Source organism: Citrobacter sp. MGH104 (assembly GCF_001034485.1).
Classification (GTDB): domain Bacteria; phylum Pseudomonadota; class Gammaproteobacteria; order Enterobacterales; family Enterobacteriaceae; genus Citrobacter; species Citrobacter freundii.
The window spans coordinates 471803-488754 of record NZ_KQ089819.1 but is presented as its reverse complement, the minus strand read 5'-3'; the positions used below and the strand labels follow the sequence as shown (position 1 = coordinate 488754).

At 53.6% G+C, this 16952-nt stretch carries 12 protein-coding genes; 4 read left to right on the top strand and 8 right to left on the bottom strand.

The genetic code is table 11. From position 1 onward, the window contains the following. The first annotated feature begins 286 nt into the window (after positions 1–286). Complete coding sequence (locus tag SK34_RS20625) at positions 287–493, top strand: DUF1107 domain-containing protein (RefSeq protein WP_003025710.1); 207 nt, start codon at positions 287–289, stop codon at positions 491–493. Positions 494–559: 66 nt separating this feature from the next. On the opposite strand, the gene SK34_RS20620 is transcribed toward SK34_RS20625, so the two are convergent. The 7 genes from SK34_RS20620 to SK34_RS20590 all read right to left on the bottom strand — a co-directional run bounded on the left by SK34_RS20620 (position 560) and on the right by SK34_RS20590 (position 9341). Beyond that, positions 560–1900, bottom strand: coding sequence for a polyamine export protein PaeA (locus tag SK34_RS20620; RefSeq protein WP_003025713.1), 1341 nt, complete (start codon positions 1898–1900; stop codon positions 560–562). Positions 1901–2180: 280 nt separating this feature from the next. Beyond that, positions 2181–3251: a glycoside hydrolase 5 family protein gene (locus tag SK34_RS20615; protein ID WP_048234094.1), complete on the bottom strand. Its 1071-nt coding sequence runs from the start codon at positions 3249–3251 to the stop codon at positions 2181–2183. Between the two features lie 10 nt (positions 3252–3261). Further along, positions 3262–4806, bottom strand: a complete 1545-nt coding sequence (locus tag SK34_RS20610; RefSeq protein WP_003839533.1) for an MFS transporter — start codon at positions 4804–4806, stop codon at positions 3262–3264. 81 nt (positions 4807–4887) lie between these two features. After that, the gene (locus SK34_RS20605; RefSeq protein WP_003839535.1) at positions 4888–5910 is read right to left on the bottom strand and encodes a Gfo/Idh/MocA family protein; all 1023 of its coding nucleotides are present in this window, start codon (positions 5908–5910) and stop codon (positions 4888–4890) included. A gap of 11 nt (positions 5911–5921) precedes the next feature. Further along, positions 5922–6989, bottom strand: coding sequence for a Gfo/Idh/MocA family protein (locus SK34_RS20600; protein ID WP_048234092.1), 1068 nt, complete (start codon positions 6987–6989; stop codon positions 5922–5924). Beyond that, positions 6986–8170: a Gfo/Idh/MocA family protein gene (locus SK34_RS20595; protein WP_048234090.1), complete on the bottom strand. Its 1185-nt coding sequence runs from the start codon at positions 8168–8170 to the stop codon at positions 6986–6988. Before SK34_RS20595 ends, SK34_RS20600 begins: the two co-directional genes overlap by 4 nt. Before the next feature lie 16 nt (positions 8171–8186). After that, a complete protein-coding gene (locus SK34_RS20590) occupies positions 8187–9341 on the bottom strand; it encodes a Gfo/Idh/MocA family protein (protein ID WP_048234089.1) in 1155 nt (384 codons plus the stop codon). Between the two features lie 190 nt (positions 9342–9531). Here SK34_RS20590 and SK34_RS20585 point away from each other — a divergent pair, with 190 nt between their 5' ends. Then, on the top strand, positions 9532–10587 hold the full coding sequence (locus SK34_RS20585) for a LacI family DNA-binding transcriptional regulator (protein WP_032948399.1): 1056 nt from the start codon (positions 9532–9534) through the stop codon (positions 10585–10587). Positions 10588–10594: 7 nt separating this feature from the next. Here SK34_RS20585 and msrA read toward each other — a convergent pair whose 3' ends face one another. Beyond that, the gene (msrA, locus tag SK34_RS20580; RefSeq protein ID WP_016149464.1) at positions 10595–11233 is read right to left on the bottom strand and encodes a peptide-methionine (S)-S-oxide reductase MsrA; all 639 of its coding nucleotides are present in this window, start codon (positions 11231–11233) and stop codon (positions 10595–10597) included. Between the two features lie 212 nt (positions 11234–11445). On the opposite strand from msrA, the gene tamA reads away from it, so the two are divergent. Together tamA and tamB are read left to right on the top strand one after the other, a co-directional pair. Continuing rightward, positions 11446–13179, top strand: a complete 1734-nt coding sequence (gene tamA / locus SK34_RS20575; protein WP_003025718.1) for an autotransporter assembly complex protein TamA — start codon at positions 11446–11448, stop codon at positions 13177–13179. Next, the gene (gene tamB / locus SK34_RS20570) at positions 13176–16952 is read left to right on the top strand and encodes an autotransporter assembly complex protein TamB (protein WP_016149465.1); all 3777 of its coding nucleotides are present in this window, start codon (positions 13176–13178) and stop codon (positions 16950–16952) included. The genes tamA and tamB overlap by 4 nt, the downstream gene beginning before the upstream one ends.

Below are 16952 nucleotides of genomic sequence, written 5' to 3'. Positions count from 1 at the left end.
TTGGGTCTGGAATTTAATCATATGTGCGATTGATGCTTTTTCCCGCAAGCGCGATGCCAGTTTGCGGACGGGCGCACAAATCCTGCGAAAAATGAAGGCTTATACTGAAGACAGCGAAGCGTTGAAAAGATAATTCTGAATAATTGTAACCTGAAGGTAAATAAACTTATACACGCTGGAAACATCAACGAGATAGTCTATAGTCATAGGGCATTAAAATTTGCGCCTGAGGATTGTCGGACCGATTGTGGTACCGCAAAGGCGTAATGCTCAGCAGGAGACAACAATGAAAATTTTCCAACGATACAACCCGCTGCAGGTGGCGAAGTACGTGAAGATCCTGTTTCGTGGACGGTTATATATCAAGGATGTAGGCGCTTTTGAATTTGATAAGGGTAAGATTCTTATCCCAAAAGTGAAGGACAAGCTGCATTTTTCCGTGATGTCCGAAGTTAACCGTCAGGTCTTGCGTCTGCAAACTGAGATGGCTTGATCAAGTGCTATGCAGTAGTTAAAAAAACGGCTCCTGGACAGGAGCCGTTGATGTTTCTGTAAGGCGTTACGACGCCTTTGCCTCTTCTTTTGCATCTGGCAGTTTTGGTACCAGAACAGTAGGTTTGCTGTCCAGACGCGTCACCAGCAGCTGATCGATCTTGTAGTTATCGATATCCACCACTTCAAATTTGTAGCCAGAATACTTCACCGAGTCGGTGCGTTTCGGGATTTTACGCAGCATGAACATCATAAAGCCGCCGATGGTTTCATAGTTGCCGGACTGCGGGAACTCGTCGATATCCAGCACGCGCATAACGTCATCAATCGGCGTACCGCCATCAACCAACCATGAGTTCTCATCACGCGCCACAATCTGCTCTTCCAGACCCTGGCCAACTAAATCACCCATCAGCGTGGTCATCACGTCGTTGAGCGTGATAATCCCTACCACCAGCGCGTACTCGTTCATGATGACGGCAAAGTCTTCGCCTGCGGTTTTGAAGCTTTCCAGTGCTTCAGAGAGCGTCAGCGTGTCCGGGACGATCAGCGTATTGCGGATCTGTACGCCGCTGTTCAGCGCCATGCTTTGGTTCGCCAGTACGCGGTTGAGGAGATCCTTTGAATCGACATAACCAATGATGTGGTCGATATCTTCGTTACATACCAGGAATTTGGAGTGCGGATGTTCCGCCACCTTGTTCTTCAGGCTTTGCTCATCTTCATGGAGATCGAACCAGATAATATTCTCGCGCGAGGTCATTGAAGATGGGACGGTACGCGATTCCAGTTCGAACACATTTTCAATCAGCTCATGCTCCTGTTTGCGCAGAACACCCGCCAGCGCACCGGCTTCGACCACGGCGTAAATGTCGTCTGAGGTGATGTCGTCTTTTCGTACCATTGGGATCTTAAACAGACGGAAAATGTTGTTTGCCAGACCGTTAAAGAACCACACCAGCGGGCGGAAGACCAGCAGGCAGAAGCGCATCGGGTTGATGATACGCAAAGCCACAGCTTCTGGCGCAATCATACCGATGCGTTTCGGGGTTAAATCCGCGAACAGGATGAACAGGCCAGTAACCAGCGAGAATGACAGAATAAAGCTTAACTGTTCGGACAGCTCTGGAGCGAAGTACTTCGAGAAAAGGCTGTAAAACGCCGGGGAGAATGCTGCATCACCGACGATACCGCCGAGAATGGCGACCGCGTTAAGGCCAATTTGCACGACGGTAAAAAACATGCCGGGGTTTTCCTGCATCTTCAAAACACGTTGTGCGTTTACGTTGCCTTCATCGGCAAGCAGTTTAAGTTTTATTTTGCGTGATGCAGCAAGCGAGATCTCAGATATCGAGAAAAACGCACTCACGGCGATCAGGCAGAGAATGACTAAAATACTGTTTAACATATCTTATCCGACCGTTCAGGTCAGATCCTCGGAAGGGAGAAGTTGATACTCGTCGTCTTTCAAGCTGCAGGTGCGTTAGCTGCACTCATTCACCCCAGTCACATAGTTATCTATGCTCCTGGGGATTCACGAGTTTGCCGCCTGCCTGCAACTCGAAATCCATAGAGTATAAATCCAATGGAATATTCAATGAAAACCGGTCCGAAGGGAGTGGACCGGTAATTTCAGAAGCTAGTATAGCGTAAGGTACTGTAAAGTCGCCAGAGGAGCTTTTTTGGCCTTATCCTGCGGCGTTAAGCCTGCGCACCATCTGCATCTCTTTTTCGCTATAAGGCGAACCATCCGACTTCAGCACATCGTGGAACCATAGCTGCGCCGTCGTCTCGTTCCGCGGGATATCCGGCCACGGCAACCAGGTTTGCGTTTTCCCCTGTACCAGCCCCCAGTGGAAGCTGGAAACGCGCTGGGCGCGAAATAGCGGCAGCTGTTCTTCTATTCGGCTATCGACATGGCGTGCCAGCCACTCGGTACAAAAAAGCGGCCTGCCAAATTCGGCCAACTGTGACAGAAGAGACAGCTGGCCAGGGGTGTCGACATAGGCATGGTAGCTAATCACATCGGAAAGCCGCAGCGCCGCTATATCAACAGGATGCGTAAACGCATTCCCGCACGCCGCGCGATCGTCAATATGCCAGGCTGCTACGGTCAACGGTTGAGAGGGTGACTCCTGTCGGGCCCAGCTAAACAGATGGGTCATCAGGGTTAAGGCGTAGATTTCCAGCCTGTCATCATAGCGGGCAAATTCGCCAGTATGACAAAAAATCCCGCCGTTGCCTGGCTCATTATATAAATCCCAGGCGCTGATGCGCGAGTCATGGCGAAAGTAACGGATGATATCTCTGACGTAGGCTTCAATGTGCGGCCAACAGCGCCGATCCAGCACGCAGGCGCGCCCAGGGCTACCCGCCGCCTGGCTGTTGTGAATGCCGGGAACCGGCGGTTTTTGCTGACCGATAACGGGCTCATCACCGGAAAAAGCGCAGTCGTCGAGCAGCGTCAGCATCACTTTTATACGGTGGCTATGGGCAATGCTCAGGAAGATATTGATGCGCTCGAGAAGCCCGTCACGGTCATACTGCCAGACGGTAAACGGTAAATTTGTTCGCAGCTGGTTATAGCCATACTGGCTGGCCCAGCCGAGTTCCTGATCGATAGTACTGCTATCGAAACTCTCTGCCTGCCACATTTCGAGCCAGTTAACCGCGGTGCGCGGCAAGTAGTTAAATCCGCAGCCCCAGGGTTGCTGTTGATACCAGCTTTGCGCCCGTGCTTTGTTCCATGGGTTGTACATGATGCGCTCCTTATTCTGCATCTGAGAGACTGACGCGTCCCGTCGCACGCTGCGTGGCGCTGCCACCCCAAACTTCATCGTACTCGTAGCCAGTAAGTTGCTTGATCACCACCCGAGTTTCTTCATCGCAGTCGCGATAGTTGCCACCCAGCTTGCGGCGAGCGATCTCTTTAAGCAGAACTTTGTGGGTTTCGCGGGTGAGTTTGAATTTGTAGGTCGCGTAGAAACTCACCGCCAGCAGCGCCGCGGTAGCAAAGATCATCAATCCGATAATAGCGTGGAGCGCGCTTTCCGGCTGTGCGCCGCTGCCTTTTATAAAGCCAGACTCTTCCAGCACCATGCCGATAAGCAAAATAGCGATTGCCACGGTACTTTTGCGGGTGAGTACCATAACGCCTGCAAAAATCCCTTCACGGCGCTGTTGGGTAACCATTTCGTCGATATCAGGAATAAAGCTGTAGATATTCCATGGGATATAGTAAAGGCCGGAACGCGCCATACCGAGTAGAATAAATACCGCCGAGAACAGAATGTTGGATACCTGGGTTTCAGTGTAATAAATAATAAATAAAAAGAGTAATACACTAAATATACAGGTGTAAGAAAGACGTAGTGCCGCTGACGGGGTGATATTGAGTTTGTTCAGTAGTAGCATAAATCCATAGGTGCCAAATACTGAAGCAAAGGCGGCAATACTTAACCAGCCCGAAACGGAGGCGGCATCCTGGCTTAAACAATACACCACGTAATAGGTGAAAACCGAGCCGAATACATCCATGGCGGTAAATGAGAAAATATAAATAATGATATGCAAGCGAAATGCCCGGATACGGAATGACGAAAACAGATCAAGTATTAAATATTTAAGGTGATTCAGTAACCCGCTATTTCGTTGTAAGTCAGCTTGAAATGTCTCTTCCTGAACGTCTTTGGCTTCCCATGTACAGCGCCAGGTTATAAATACGGCAAGACAGAACACGACGGAAAAAATCAGTCCGGTTAGCGTATAGGTAAAGGGATTATCTTTGCCGGTGAACTGCATCAGGATACCGGGTACCGAGACGGCAAGGAATCCGCCCAACTGCGAGCAGATCATGCGCACGCCGGAGAGGCGACTGCGTTCTTCGTAGCGATTGGTCATCTCTGCGGCGAGGGTTTCCCACGGCACCAGCACCATCGCTGACAGTAGCTCAATTGACAGATAGGTTCCCAGGTAATACCAGTAACCCATGTCGGTCAGCCACAGTAGAGCATAGAGAAACATTAAAGGAGAACTGAGTAATAAAAAGAAGCGACGGCGGCCAAATCGTCGACCCAGCCACGTGTTGCCAAAGTTATCAGTGATGTAACCCATAATTGGGCTGAGTACCGCATCAATCACGCGGGCAATAGCAAATATTGAGCCTGCTTCCAGTACACTTAAACCGCAGTAGGTGGTATAAAAAAATAAAAGCCAGGTTCCGATAATGGCGAAAGCACCGCCGCCAAATAAATCAGTAATGCCATAGCCGATCGCTACACCATAACTGACTCTGCGTTCAGTTGGTTTGACCATAATATTTTCCAGTATGTAGGGTATTTGTACTCCGGTATTATCCGGCTGATGTTTATTAATTCTGTAGTGCCAGGTTAATTTTTAATTATTAATGGTTATCCATTGTCGGGTTTTAGACGAATGATAAATAGCATCGACCATCGCCAGTGATTTGCGGGCATCATTAATATTGATATATTCTGTTTGACCTCCATGAGTAATAGCATGATAAAACTGACGAATGGCCTGCTGGTGGCCCAGGCCCCAGTAACTTTTACTGTGGCCGTCCGGTGAACCGTCGCAATCCAGCTTCAGGCGCCGATCCGTTGTAACGCGCCACAGGGTGTTATCCGTGAGCTGCAGCATGCCGTGTTCGCAATGGATCTCCAGCAGCAGCGGTGAATCGAGGGTATTGCAGTTGCTGGCATAAAACAGACCGCGGGCACCGTTGGTAAAGTGCAGGGTCGCCATCGCGCAGTCTTCGGCTTCGGTAACGTCTGCCAGCTCGCCGCTGTCCACCACGCCTTTCAAACGCGTTACACCGCCGGCGAACCACTGCATCAGATCGAGAGTGTGAATGGCCTGGTTGATCAGTAAACTGCCGCCTTCGCTGGCAAAACGCCCACGCCACGGGCTTTCGCTGTAATACGCTTTAGAGCGTGACCAGGTCAAAACCGCTTTAATACTCAACATTCTACCCAGCGTATTTTTCGCCAGTTCGTCGCGGATACGTAAGCTGGTTGGATTAAGCCGGTTTTGATAACACACGCCCAGCAAGCCTTGGGCGGACGCTGCTGCGTTAGCGATGTCTGCGACTTCTGTGCAATTCAACCCCACCGGCTTTTCACAAAACACATGTTTCCCGGCGGCAAGCGCGGCGGTAATCATGTTTTTGTGCTCGAAATGAGGTGTACAGATATGGACGACGTCGATGTCATTATCCAGCAGCATTTCACGGTAATTCTGGTAAAAGCGGCAGTTATACGCCATGGCCTGTTGCAAACCGTTGGCGCTATCAATATCGACCAGCGCGCGCAGCGTGACCCCCGGCAAAAGCCGGAGGGCGTTAACGTGGCTGCGGTGAATCGCCCCCGCGCCGATGATGGCGGCATTGAGTGTTGTCATGTCACCTCCGGTTATGTGCGGGCATTCGCCAGCATTTGCGCTTTCACGCATAGCTCTGCGGCTTTAAAGGCGTGGGCCTGAGTCATGGCGTTTTCCGTGCGATTCAGACAATCGAGAATGAATTCACCGAAGAACGGGAAACCGACTTTTCCTGCGACCGGGAAACGAAACTCTCCTTCTTTATTCACCAGATACACCACGTCCTGTTCGCCTCTGGTGATATCCACATACTTGCGGATCTCAATGTAACCTTCGGTACCCAGCAACGTCAGGCGTCCATCCCCCCAGCTACTGAGCCCCTGCGGCGTGAACCAGTCGCAGCGGAAATAACCCGTTGCGCCGTTGTCGCCCGCCAGCATGGCATCGCCAAAGTCTTCAAACTGCGAGAACTGCGGATGATTGACGTTACGTACCTGGCTGGCGACGACGTGTGCCTCGCGGTTGCCGGTATAAAACAGGAATTGTTCGATTTGATGGCTACCGATGTCGCACAGAATGCCGCCAAAGTAGCGTTTGTCATAAAACCAGTCTGGGCGCCCATTGCCTTCACGGTGCGGCCCTGTGCCCAGGGTTTGCATCACGCGCCCAATCGCCCCTTGCTGAATGAGCTGACCAGCAAAGACAGCGCTTTCAACGTGCAGACGCTCGCTGTAATAGACTGCGTATTTGCGTCCGGTTTTCGCCACCATCGCTTTGGCGTCTTCCAGTTGTGCAAGGGTTGTTAACGGAGCCTTGTCGGTGAAGTAGTCTTTCCCTGCCGCCATTACCTTTAGCCCCAGCGGGCAGCGTTCAGACGGAATAGCCGCCCCGGCAACCAGTTGTACCTCACGATCGTTGAGGATGGTTTCGAGCGAATCTGCCACCTGCGCCTGCGGATACTGCTGCAAAAATTGATCTATTTTGTGCGGATCGGGATCGTAAACCCATTTCAGCGTGGCGCCTGCCTCAATCAACCCGTTGCACATGCCGTAGATATGGCCGTGGTCGAGCGTGGCGGCGGCAATGACAAACTCGCCAGGCTTCACGACCGGCTGAGGCTTCCCGGTAGGGGCGTAGTTCATTCCGTCTTGCTTGTTCATGATTTAACTCCTGAATCTAAGTCTTTACCCAGAGGGATGGCGCCCACTTCCGCAAAATTGCTCACGGAGGCGGATTTCTCATAGAAATGCGGGGCGATTTCAATCAGGCCGCCGGTGCGATAAAACGCATCGCTGTGGTGGATGGGCAGCGTCACCACCGTGCGGGTGATGGCGGATTTATAGATAGCGGTGATCAGCTCCAGCGAGCGTTTGCCCTGTTCGCCATCGACCAGCGGACGGGTTTGTCGTTCGATGGCGCTAAGCAGGTTGTCGATTTGCCCGGTATGCAGCGTCCATTGCAGCGCTGGCGTCGCGTGAAAAAGTGCGTCCAGACCTTGTTCCAGCTCACCGTTATTTTCCGTTTGCGGAAAGCCGTTGTCCGCCGACTGGCTGGCATGGACTTGCCACGGCGCAGAAATTCGCGCTTTTTCGCCCTGAATAACAATTTTCTGGTCTTCACCGTGATGCACCACCGAGGCGGTCAGTTGCGTCAGCGCCCCGTGTGAGTATTTGAAAATAGCCGCGCTAAGATCTTCGACTTCGGCGTTGTCGTGGGCGACGTTGGTCATCATCGCCACCACTTCCGTTGGGAAGCCGAGCATCCACTGAATGGCGTCGATGTGGTGCACCGCGTGATTCAGCGTGCAGCCGCCGCCTTCCTTCTGCCACGTGCCGCGCCACCACAAATCGTAATAACAGTGTCCGCGCCACCAGAACGAATCCACCTGCGCATGGCAAATCTTGCCCGCCAGCCCGGAATCAACCACGGTTTTCAAACGCCAGAAGGCATCGGTAAAGCGGTTTTGGGCGATGACCGATAAGATTTTCCCGCTGGCCTTTTGCGCGGCGATCATCGCATCGCACTCTTCGAGCGAGGCGGCCATCGGCTTTTCGCACAGCACATGTTTTCCGGCGTGCAGCGCTTCAATGCTGATGCCTGCGTGTACGTACGGCGGCGTGCAGACATCGACCACATCGACCTCAATGCCTGCGTTAAGCATCGCCTGATGGCTGCGGAAGACTTGCGCTTCGCTCAGGCCATAGCGTGATTTCTTCTCCTCTGCTTTCTCCGGGTAGATATCGACCAGCGCAACAATCCGACAACGATCCGCGAACTGTAAATAGCCCTGAATGTGGTTGTGGGAGATATTCCCGGTACCGACAATCGCAATGTTCAGCATGATTTTCTCCTGCGCGTTACCAGCTATCGGAAGCGTCCAGCGTGCGGCTGGCCGTATTTTTTTCCACTGAAGAGGCGATACGTTCCTGTAACAGCTGGAAGTAGCGTTGCTCGTCAAGCGGCAGCTCTACCCAGTCATCCGTCCAGGTAGAGAGGTGCATCGCATTGGAAAGCGTCAGGCCGCGAATGCCTTCCAGGCCAGGGGCGATCAGCGGCTCGCCGTGCAGGATCGCGGCGGTAAAATTGCGGGTAATGACATAGTGCTCGCTGCATTCCGGTTCGGTAGGGATGGTGACCTCCCAGCATTCCGGCTCACCAAAACCGTTTTGCCAGCGGGCGTTGAACTCGGTTTCGGATTCACGCAGTCGCCAGAAGCGCAGGCGACCTTCTTCTACCACCACTTTTCCCCTGCTGCCGACAATTTCGAGGCGGTTGGTGCCAGGCGTTTCGGCGACGGTGGTTATGAACACCCCGGTTGCGCCGTTGGCGTATTCTGCGTAGGCCGTGACGTCATCTTCGACCTCAATCTGACGATGCTTGCCAAACTGGCAAAAAGCGCGCAAGCGTACCGGCATGCCGACCAGCCATTGCCATAAATCGAGTTGGTGCGGATCCTGATTCAGCAGCACGCCGCCGCCTTCACCTTTCCAGGTCGCGCGCCAGCCGCCGGAGTTGTAATAGCTTTGCGAACGATACCAGTTGGTAATGATCCAGTTAGATCGACGTAGCTCGCCGAGTTCGCCGCTGTCGATCAGATCTTTTACTTTCTGATACAGCGGATTGGGGCGCTGGTTGTACATCATGCTGAACACCACATCGCATTCGCGCGCGCAGGCGTTCATCTCTTGTACCTGCGCGGTGTAGACCCCTGCAGGCTTCTCACATAGCGTATGAATACCAAGACGCATGGCCATCATCGATAAACCCGGATGGTCATAATGCGGCGTGGCGACGATGACGGCATCGATCAGCCCACTTTCCAGCATCTCTCGCGCATCGCTGAACAATCTCACCTCTTCGCCGACCAGCCGGCGGATCGCCGGATGTTTATCCGGATTGTTATCGCACACTGCGGCGAGCACTGCTTCTTGTACCGTTCCGGCCAGCAGGTAGCGTGCGTGGACGGTACCAATGTTGCCAACCCCAATAATGCCAAAGCGTATTTTTTTTATGTCGTGCCTTTTTCGTCAGAAATAAGGGATATGCGGAACATAAGAAACGCCTGGAATATCGACAATGTGATTTTGTGAGAACGGTTGCAGGATGAAAAAGAAGTTGGTCCAGTCATTGAAAAAGTGTTTTAGAGTCAATGAACTGCGTTTGCAAAAAATTGCAAAGATTGATTGCGAGTGAGGTCACAGAATGTCTGGCAAGCTAAAAATGGACGAAATTGCTGCTCTGACGGGCTACTCGGTGAGTACGGTGTCGAGGGTGCTTAGCGGAAAGTCATACACCAGCGATAAAGCACGTGAGGCGATTGTCAGTTGCGCGCGCAGGCTGGGGGTTCTGGATTCGTTGTCCAGCGGGCGGTTGTTGATCAACGGCATTGCTGTTTTCGCCCCGTTGCGCACCTTTACCGCCCGTGGTGATGCATTTTACCTCGAAGTGACACGCGGCATTGCCGAGGCGATAGCGCCGCATGATGTCTATCTGAGTTACTGCGGACTGGATGAGCAACGTGCGGACATCAAGGTCTTTCAGGAAAAGGCCAACAATAAGAATATTAATGCGATTATTCTTATCGGCATTGATGACCCGACCGTGCATAAACTGGCGCAACTGTTGGATAAACCCTGCGTGTTGATTAATTCGCAGGACCAGGAAGGGTTGCTGGATGCGGTATCCCCCGATCATCGGGCGATTGGCAACCGTGCTGTGCAATATCTTTTTGATCAGGGGCACCGGCGTATTCTCCATGTCACCAGCCTGCGTCGGGAAACGATGTACTGGCGTCTGGAGGGCATCAAGGAGGTCTACCGACAGTATCAAATACCGTTTGATACCGGGCGCGATCTGCTGGTAACGGAGGGCTTTTCTGAGGACGAATCAGAGCGGGCGATAGGCAACTGGCTAAATGAGACGCCGCGTGAAGCGTGGCCGGAAGTTATTTTCTGCGCCGGGGCGTCAATGTCGACGGGCATCCGGCGGGTGCTGGAAAAGATTGGCGTGGAGATACCCGGTGAGTTGTCGCTGATGACGACGGATGTTCAGGAACTGGACGCGCATATCGTTGCTGCGGTGACCAGTATCACGATTCCTTGTCGGGCGTTGGGCGTGGAAGCGGTGCATTTGCTGCAGAACCGTCTTAATCGCCCCTCTGCGCCGGTTTTTAACCTGTTGCTGAAAGGAAAGGTGACGGATCGAGGCACCGTTACCCACGCAACGCGCCATGCCGCGCGGGTGACGGTAGCGCGTTAATCGCGGATTAACGCTCTGGCGGCAAACAAACGCCAATTCCGCCAATGCCACAATATCCATAAGGATTTTTATGCAGATATTGCTGGTGATCGTCCTCGGCATAGTAGAAAGGCGTTGCCGTAGTGATTTCTGTGGTAATAGTGCGCTCGTCGCCTGCGGCGGTCATTGCTGCCTGAAAACGCTCAAGGCTGGCCTGTGCGGCGGCGGTTTGTTCCGGCGTTAACGGGTAAATGGCGGAGCGATACTGCGTACCCTGGTCGTTCCCCTGACGCATGCCCTGCGCCGGATCGTGATTTTCCCAGAACACCTGCAGCAGTTGTTCGTAGCTGATAACATGCGGGTCATAGACGATGCGTACCGCTTCGGCATGTCCAGTGTCGCCAGAACACACTTCCCGATAGGTTGGGTTTGGGGTGTAGCCGCCGGTGTATCCGGCTGCCGTGCTGTATACACCGGGTAATGACCAGAATAAACGCTCAACGCCCCAGAAACATCCCATGGCGAAATAAGCGGTCTCCATACCGTCGGGCACGTTGGTCATCGAATGTTGGTTAACCGCATGCAGCGTTGCCACTGGCATCGGGGTGTTGCGTCCAGGTAGCGCATCTGCTTGAGTAACAAGATGCTTTCTATCAAATAAACTCATGGCCGTTCTCCCGAAATCAGTCATTTGGGTTAAGGTTGTAACGAGACGCGTCTTTGCCCACAATAAACGGCGTGAATACGTCTAGAGTTAAACATAAGAAATATTTGGGTTGTCGTCTGTTTTTCAACTCTTATTGTTGATTTTTTGTTAAGCCGAGGAACGGCATAGTATTTTTTTCCAGGGGTGGGAAAAAAGGATATTCAGGAGAAAATGTGCCACATATCCGTCAGTTATGTTGGGTGGGATTACTGTGCTTAAGTGGCTCCGCCGCCGCCGCGAATGTTCGCTTACAGGTCGAAGGATTATCAGGACCGCTGGAGAAAAACGTCCGTGCGCAGCTGTCCACGATTCAAAGTGATGAAGTCACTCCAGACCGACGCTTTCGTGCGCGCGTTGATGATGCCATCCGCGAAGGGCTAAAAGCGCTGGGCTACTTTGAGCCGACCATTGATTTTGAACTACGTCCACCGCCGGCGAAAGGCCGCCAGGTGCTGATCGCCAAAGTGACCCCCGGCGAGCCGGTGCTGATTGGTGGCACCGAGGTGATTTTGCGTGGTGGCGCGCGTACGGATAAAGATTATCTGGATCTGTTGAAAACGCGCCCGGCAATCGGCACCGTGCTGAATCAGGGGGACTATGACAACTTCAAAAAGTCACTCACCAGCGTGGCGCTGCGCAAAGGTTATTTCGACAGTGAATTTAATAAAAGCCAGCTTGGAATAGCGCTTGAGCGCCGCCAGGCGTTCTGGGATATCGATTACAACAGCGGTGAACGCTATCGCTTTGGGCATGTCACCTTTGAAGGCTCGCAAATTCGCGATGAGTATCTGCAAAATCTGGTGCCCTTTAAAGAAGGTGAAGAGTACGAGTCGAAAGATCTGGGCGAACTGAACCGTCGTCTGTCGGCGACCGGATGGTTTAACTCCGTGGTCGTCGCGCCGGAGTTTGATAAAGCCCGCAAAACCAAAGTGCTGCCGCTGAAAGGCGTGGTCTCACCGCGCACCGAAAACACCATCGAAACCGGGGTCGGCTATTCAACTGACGTCGGGCCACGGGTGAAGACCTCGTGGAAAAAGCCGTGGATGAACTCCTACGGCCACAGCCTTACGACCAGCGCCAGTATCTCGGCGCCAGAGCAGGTGCTTGATTTCAGCTATAAAATGCCGCTGTTAAAGAACCCGCTGGAACAGTATTACCTGGTACAGGGCGGCTTTAAGCGAACCGATTTAAATGACACCGAGCAGGACTCTACAACGCTTGCGGTTTCCCGCTACTGGGACCTCTCCAGCGGCTGGCAGCGCGCGATTAACCTGCGCTGGAGCCTCGACCACTTTACCCAGGGTAACGTCACCAACACCACTATGCTGCTCTATCCGGGCGTGATGATCAGCCGGACGCGTTCACGCGGCGGCTTGATGCCTGTCTGGGGCGACTCTCAGCGTTATTCTATTGATTACTCCAACACCGCCTGGGGGTCAGATGTTGATTTCTCCGTTTTCCAGGCGCAAAACGTCTGGATCCGCACGCTGTACGATCGCCATCGTTTTGTGATGCGCGGTAATCTCGGCTGGATTGAAACCGGAGACTTCGACAAAGTACCGCCGGACCTGCGTTTCTTCGCCGGGGGCGATCGCAGTATTCGCGGCTATAAATACAAATCTATTTCGCCGGAAGGTAGCGACGGCAAGCTGAAAGGGGCCTCCAAGCTGGCAACTGGCTCGCTGGAATACCAGTACAACGTGACCGGTAAATGGTGGGGCGCGATGTTTGTCGATAGCGGTGAAGCGGTCAGCGATATTCGCCGAAGCGATTTCAAAACCGGTGCCGGGGTCGGCGTACGCTGGCAATCACCAGTGGGCCCTATCAAGCTCGACTTTGCCGTCCCGGTCGGCGACAAAGATGAACATGGTTTACAGTTTTACATCGGTCTGGGGCCTGAATTATGAGTTTATGGAAGAAGATAAGCCTCGGTGTGCTGATTTTTATCCTGCTGTTGTTAGGCACGGTGGCGTTCCTCGTCGGTACCACCTCGGGCCTGCATCTGATCTTCAAAGCAGCTAATCGTTGGGTTCCGGGGCTGGAGATTGGTCAGGTCACCGGCGGCTGGCGGGATTTATCACTGAAAAATATTCGTTATGACCAGCCTGGCGTGGCGGTGAATGCCGGCGAAGTGCATCTGGCTGTGGGGCTTAACTGCCTGTGGGACAGCAGTCTGTGCGTCAACGATCTGGCACTGAAAAACATCAATGTGGCGATCGACAGCAAAAAGATGCCGCCATCCGCGCCGGTTGAGGAAGAAGAGAGCGGTCCGCTTAACCTTTCCACGCCTTACCCCATCACGCTTTCACGCGTGGCGCTTAACAACATCAATATCAAAATCGATGACACCACGGTTTCGGTGCTGGATTTTACCTCCGGCCTGAACTGGCAGGAAAAAACGCTGACGTTGAAGCCAACGTCATTACAGGGGCTGCTGATTGCTCTGCCCAAAGTGGCGGAAGTGGCGCAGGAAGAGGTTGTCGAACCGAAGATTCAAAACCCGCAGCCGGATGAAAAGCCGCTCGGCGAAACGCTAAAAGATCTGTTCTCACAACCGGTGCTGCCGGAAATGACCGATGTCCATCTGCCGCTCAATCTCAATATTGAAGAGTTTCGCGGCGAGCAGCTGCGCGTGACCGGAGATACGGATTTAACGGTCCATAGCATGCTGCTAAAAGTGAGCAGCATTGACGGCAACATGAAGCTCGACGCGCTGGACATCGACTCGAATCAGGGAACGGTAAAAGCCAGCGGCACGGCGCAACTGACCGACACGTGGCCGGTTGATATTACGTTAAACAGCACGCTAAACATCGACCCATTAAAAGGCGAAAAGGTGAAGCTGAAGGTCGGCGGCGCGCTGCGCGAGCAGCTGGAAGTCGGCGTCAATCTGTCTGGTCCGGTGGATATGGACCTGCGTGCACAGACGCGTCTGGCTGAAGCCGGATTACCGCTCAACATTGAGGTGGTGAGTAAGCAGGTTTACTGGCCGTTTACCGGTGAGAAACAGTTCCAGGCCGATGACATCAAACTCAAACTGACCGGTAAGATGACCGACTATACGCTGTCGATGCGTACCGCCGTGAAAGGTCAGGATATTCCACCGGCTACCATCACGCTGGACGCCAAAGGCAACGAGCAGCAGATCAATCTCGACAAACTCAGCGTTGCGGCGCTGGAAGGGAAAACCGAGCTGAAAGCACTGGTGGACTGGCAGCAGGCGATCAGCTGGCGTGGGGAGCTAACGCTGGATGGTATCAACACCGCAAAAGCGATCCCGGACTGGCCGTCAAAACTGAATGGCCTGGTGAAAACTCGCGGCAGTCTGTACGGCGGAAGCTGGCAGATGGAGGTTCCCGAGCTGAAGCTGACCGGCAACGTGAAGCAGAATAAGGTCAATGTGAACGGTTCGCTGAAGGGGAACAGCTACCTGCAGTGGACGATCCCGGGCCTGCATCTGGAACTGGGACGCAACAGTGCGGACGTAAAAGGTGAACTGGGGGTTAAAGACCTCAACCTCGACGCGACGATTGATGCCCCAAGCCTGGATAACGCGCTGCCGGGGCTGGGTGGTACGGCGAAAGGGCTGGTAAAAGTTCGCGGTACGGTTGAAGCACCACAGCTGCTGGCGGATATTACCGCCCGTGGTCTGCGCTGGCAGGAACTTTCCGTTGCTCAGGTACGTGTTGAAGGGGATGTGAAATCGGCCGAGCAAATCGCCGGTAATCTTAATGTTCGCGTAGAGCGGATTGTACAACCTGACGTGAATATTGGCCTGGTGACGCTCAACGCCAAAGGCAGTGAAAAGCAGCACGAGCTGCAGTTGCGCATTCAGGGTGAACCGGTTTCCGGGCAACTGGATCTTGCCGGGAGCTTTGATCGCAAAGAACAGCGCTGGAAAGGAGAGTTAAGCAATACCCGCTTCCAGACGCCGGTCGGTCCGTGGTCGCTCAACCGGGCTATCGCGCTGGATTACCGTAATCAGGAACAAAAAATTAGTATCGGACCGCACTGCTGGAACAACCCGAATGCGGAGCTGTGCGTACCACAGACGATTGATGCGGGCGCGGAAGGGCGCGCGGTGGTGAATCTAAACCGCTTCGACCTGGCGATGCTAAAACCGTTTATGCCGGAGACAACCCAGGCCAGCGGCGTGTTCACCGGTAAAGCCGATGTGAGTTGGGACACCACCAAAGAGGGGCTGCCACAGGGGCAGGTCACCCTGAGCGGACGTAACGTGAAGGTCACGCAAAGCGTGAATGATGCGCCGCTCCCCGTGGCGTTTGAGACGTTGAATCTGACCGCCGACCTGCACAATAACCGTGCCGAGCTGGGCTGGCTGATTCGTCTGACCAACAACGGACAGTTTGACGGACAGGTGCAGGTAACAGATCCGCAAGGGCGCCGTAATCTGGGCGGTAACGTCAATATTCGCAACTTCAATCTGGCGATGGTGAACCCCATCTTCTCGCGCGGTGAAAAAGCGGCAGGGATGATCAACGCCAACCTGCGGCTGGGCGGCGATGTGCAAAGCCCGCAGTTGCTCGGACAGCTGCAACTGAGCGGTCTGGATATAGACGGTAACTTTATGCCGTTTGACATGCAGCCAAGCCAGTTAGCCGTTAACTTCACAGGAACACGCTCAACGCTGGCGGGTGTGGTGCGTACGCAGCAGGGAGAAATTAACCTGAGCGGCGATGCCGACTGGAGTCAGATAGACAACTGGCGGGCGCGCGTCGCGGCTAAAGGCAGTAGGGTACGTATTACCGTACCGCCAATGGTCCGCCTGGATGTCTCGCCGGACGTGGTCTTTGAAGCCACGCCAAGCCTGTTCACCCTTGATGGCAACGTGGATGTGCCGTGGGCGCGTATCGTGGTACATGACCTGCCGGAAAGCGCGGTTGGGGTTTCCAGCGATATGGTCATGCTTAACAACAATCTGCAGCCCGAGAAACCGCAGACTGCCGGCATTCCGATCAACAGCAACCTGAACATCCACGTCGGTAACAACGTGCGTCTTGACGCCTTTGGTCTGAAAGCGCGTCTGACGGGCGATCTGAAAGTGGTGCAGGATAAGCAGGGGCTGGGGCTGAACGGCCAAATTAATATTCCGAGCGGTCGCTTCCATGCCTATGGTCAGGATCTGATTGTGCGTAAGGGCGAGCTGTTGTTCTCCGGTCCGCCGGATCAGCCGTTGCTCAACATCGAAGCGATTCGTAACCCGGATGCCACCGAAGACGACGTGATCGCTGGCGTTCGCGTCACTGGTACCGCCGATGAACCGAAGGCGGAGATCTTCTCTGACCCGGCAATGTCGCAGCAAATGGCGCTTTCCTACCTGCTACGCGGACAAGGGCTGGATAGCGAGCAGAGCGATAGCGCAGCGATGACCTCAATGCTTATTGGTCTGGGGGTTGCACAAAGTGGTCAGGTTGTGGGTAAAATCGGGGAGACATTTGGCGTAAGCAATCTGGCACTGGACACGCAAGGGGTGGGCGACTCATCTCAGGTGGTTGTCAGCGGATACGTACTGCCAGGTCTGCAGGTGAAATATGGTGTGGGTATATTTGACTCCTTAGCGACACTCACGCTACGTTATCGTCTGATGCCTAAGCTATATCTGGAAGCAGTGTCTGGCGTAGATCAGGCACTTGATTTGCTCTATCAGTTCGAGTTTTAG

Excerpts from the sequence above, each read along its gene's own strand:
- SK34_RS20620 (WP_003025713.1), bottom strand. The coding sequence starts at position 1,900 with ATGTTAAACAGTATTTTAGTCATTCTCTGCCTGATCGCCGTGAGTGCG.
- SK34_RS20595 (WP_048234090.1), bottom strand. The coding sequence starts at position 8,170 with ATGCTGAACATTGCGATTGTCGGTACCGGGAATATCTCCCACAACCAC.
- SK34_RS20600 (WP_048234092.1), bottom strand. The coding sequence starts at position 6,989 with ATGAACAAGCAAGACGGAATGAACTACGCCCCTACCGGGAAGCCTCAG.
- SK34_RS20610 (WP_003839533.1), bottom strand. The coding sequence starts at position 4,806 with ATGGTCAAACCAACTGAACGCAGAGTCAGTTATGGTGTAGCGATCGGC.
- SK34_RS20615 (WP_048234094.1), bottom strand. The coding sequence starts at position 3,251 with ATGTACAACCCATGGAACAAAGCACGGGCGCAAAGCTGGTATCAACAG.
- SK34_RS20605 (WP_003839535.1), bottom strand. The coding sequence starts at position 5,910 with ATGACAACACTCAATGCCGCCATCATCGGCGCGGGGGCGATTCACCGC.
- msrA (WP_016149464.1), bottom strand. The coding sequence starts at position 11,233 with ATGAGTTTATTTGATAGAAAGCATCTTGTTACTCAAGCAGATGCGCTA.
- tamB (WP_016149465.1), top strand. The coding sequence starts at position 13,176 with ATGAGTTTATGGAAGAAGATAAGCCTCGGTGTGCTGATTTTTATCCTG.
- SK34_RS20625 (WP_003025710.1), top strand. The coding sequence starts at position 287 with ATGAAAATTTTCCAACGATACAACCCGCTGCAGGTGGCGAAGTACGTG.
- SK34_RS20585 (WP_032948399.1), top strand. The coding sequence starts at position 9,532 with ATGTCTGGCAAGCTAAAAATGGACGAAATTGCTGCTCTGACGGGCTAC.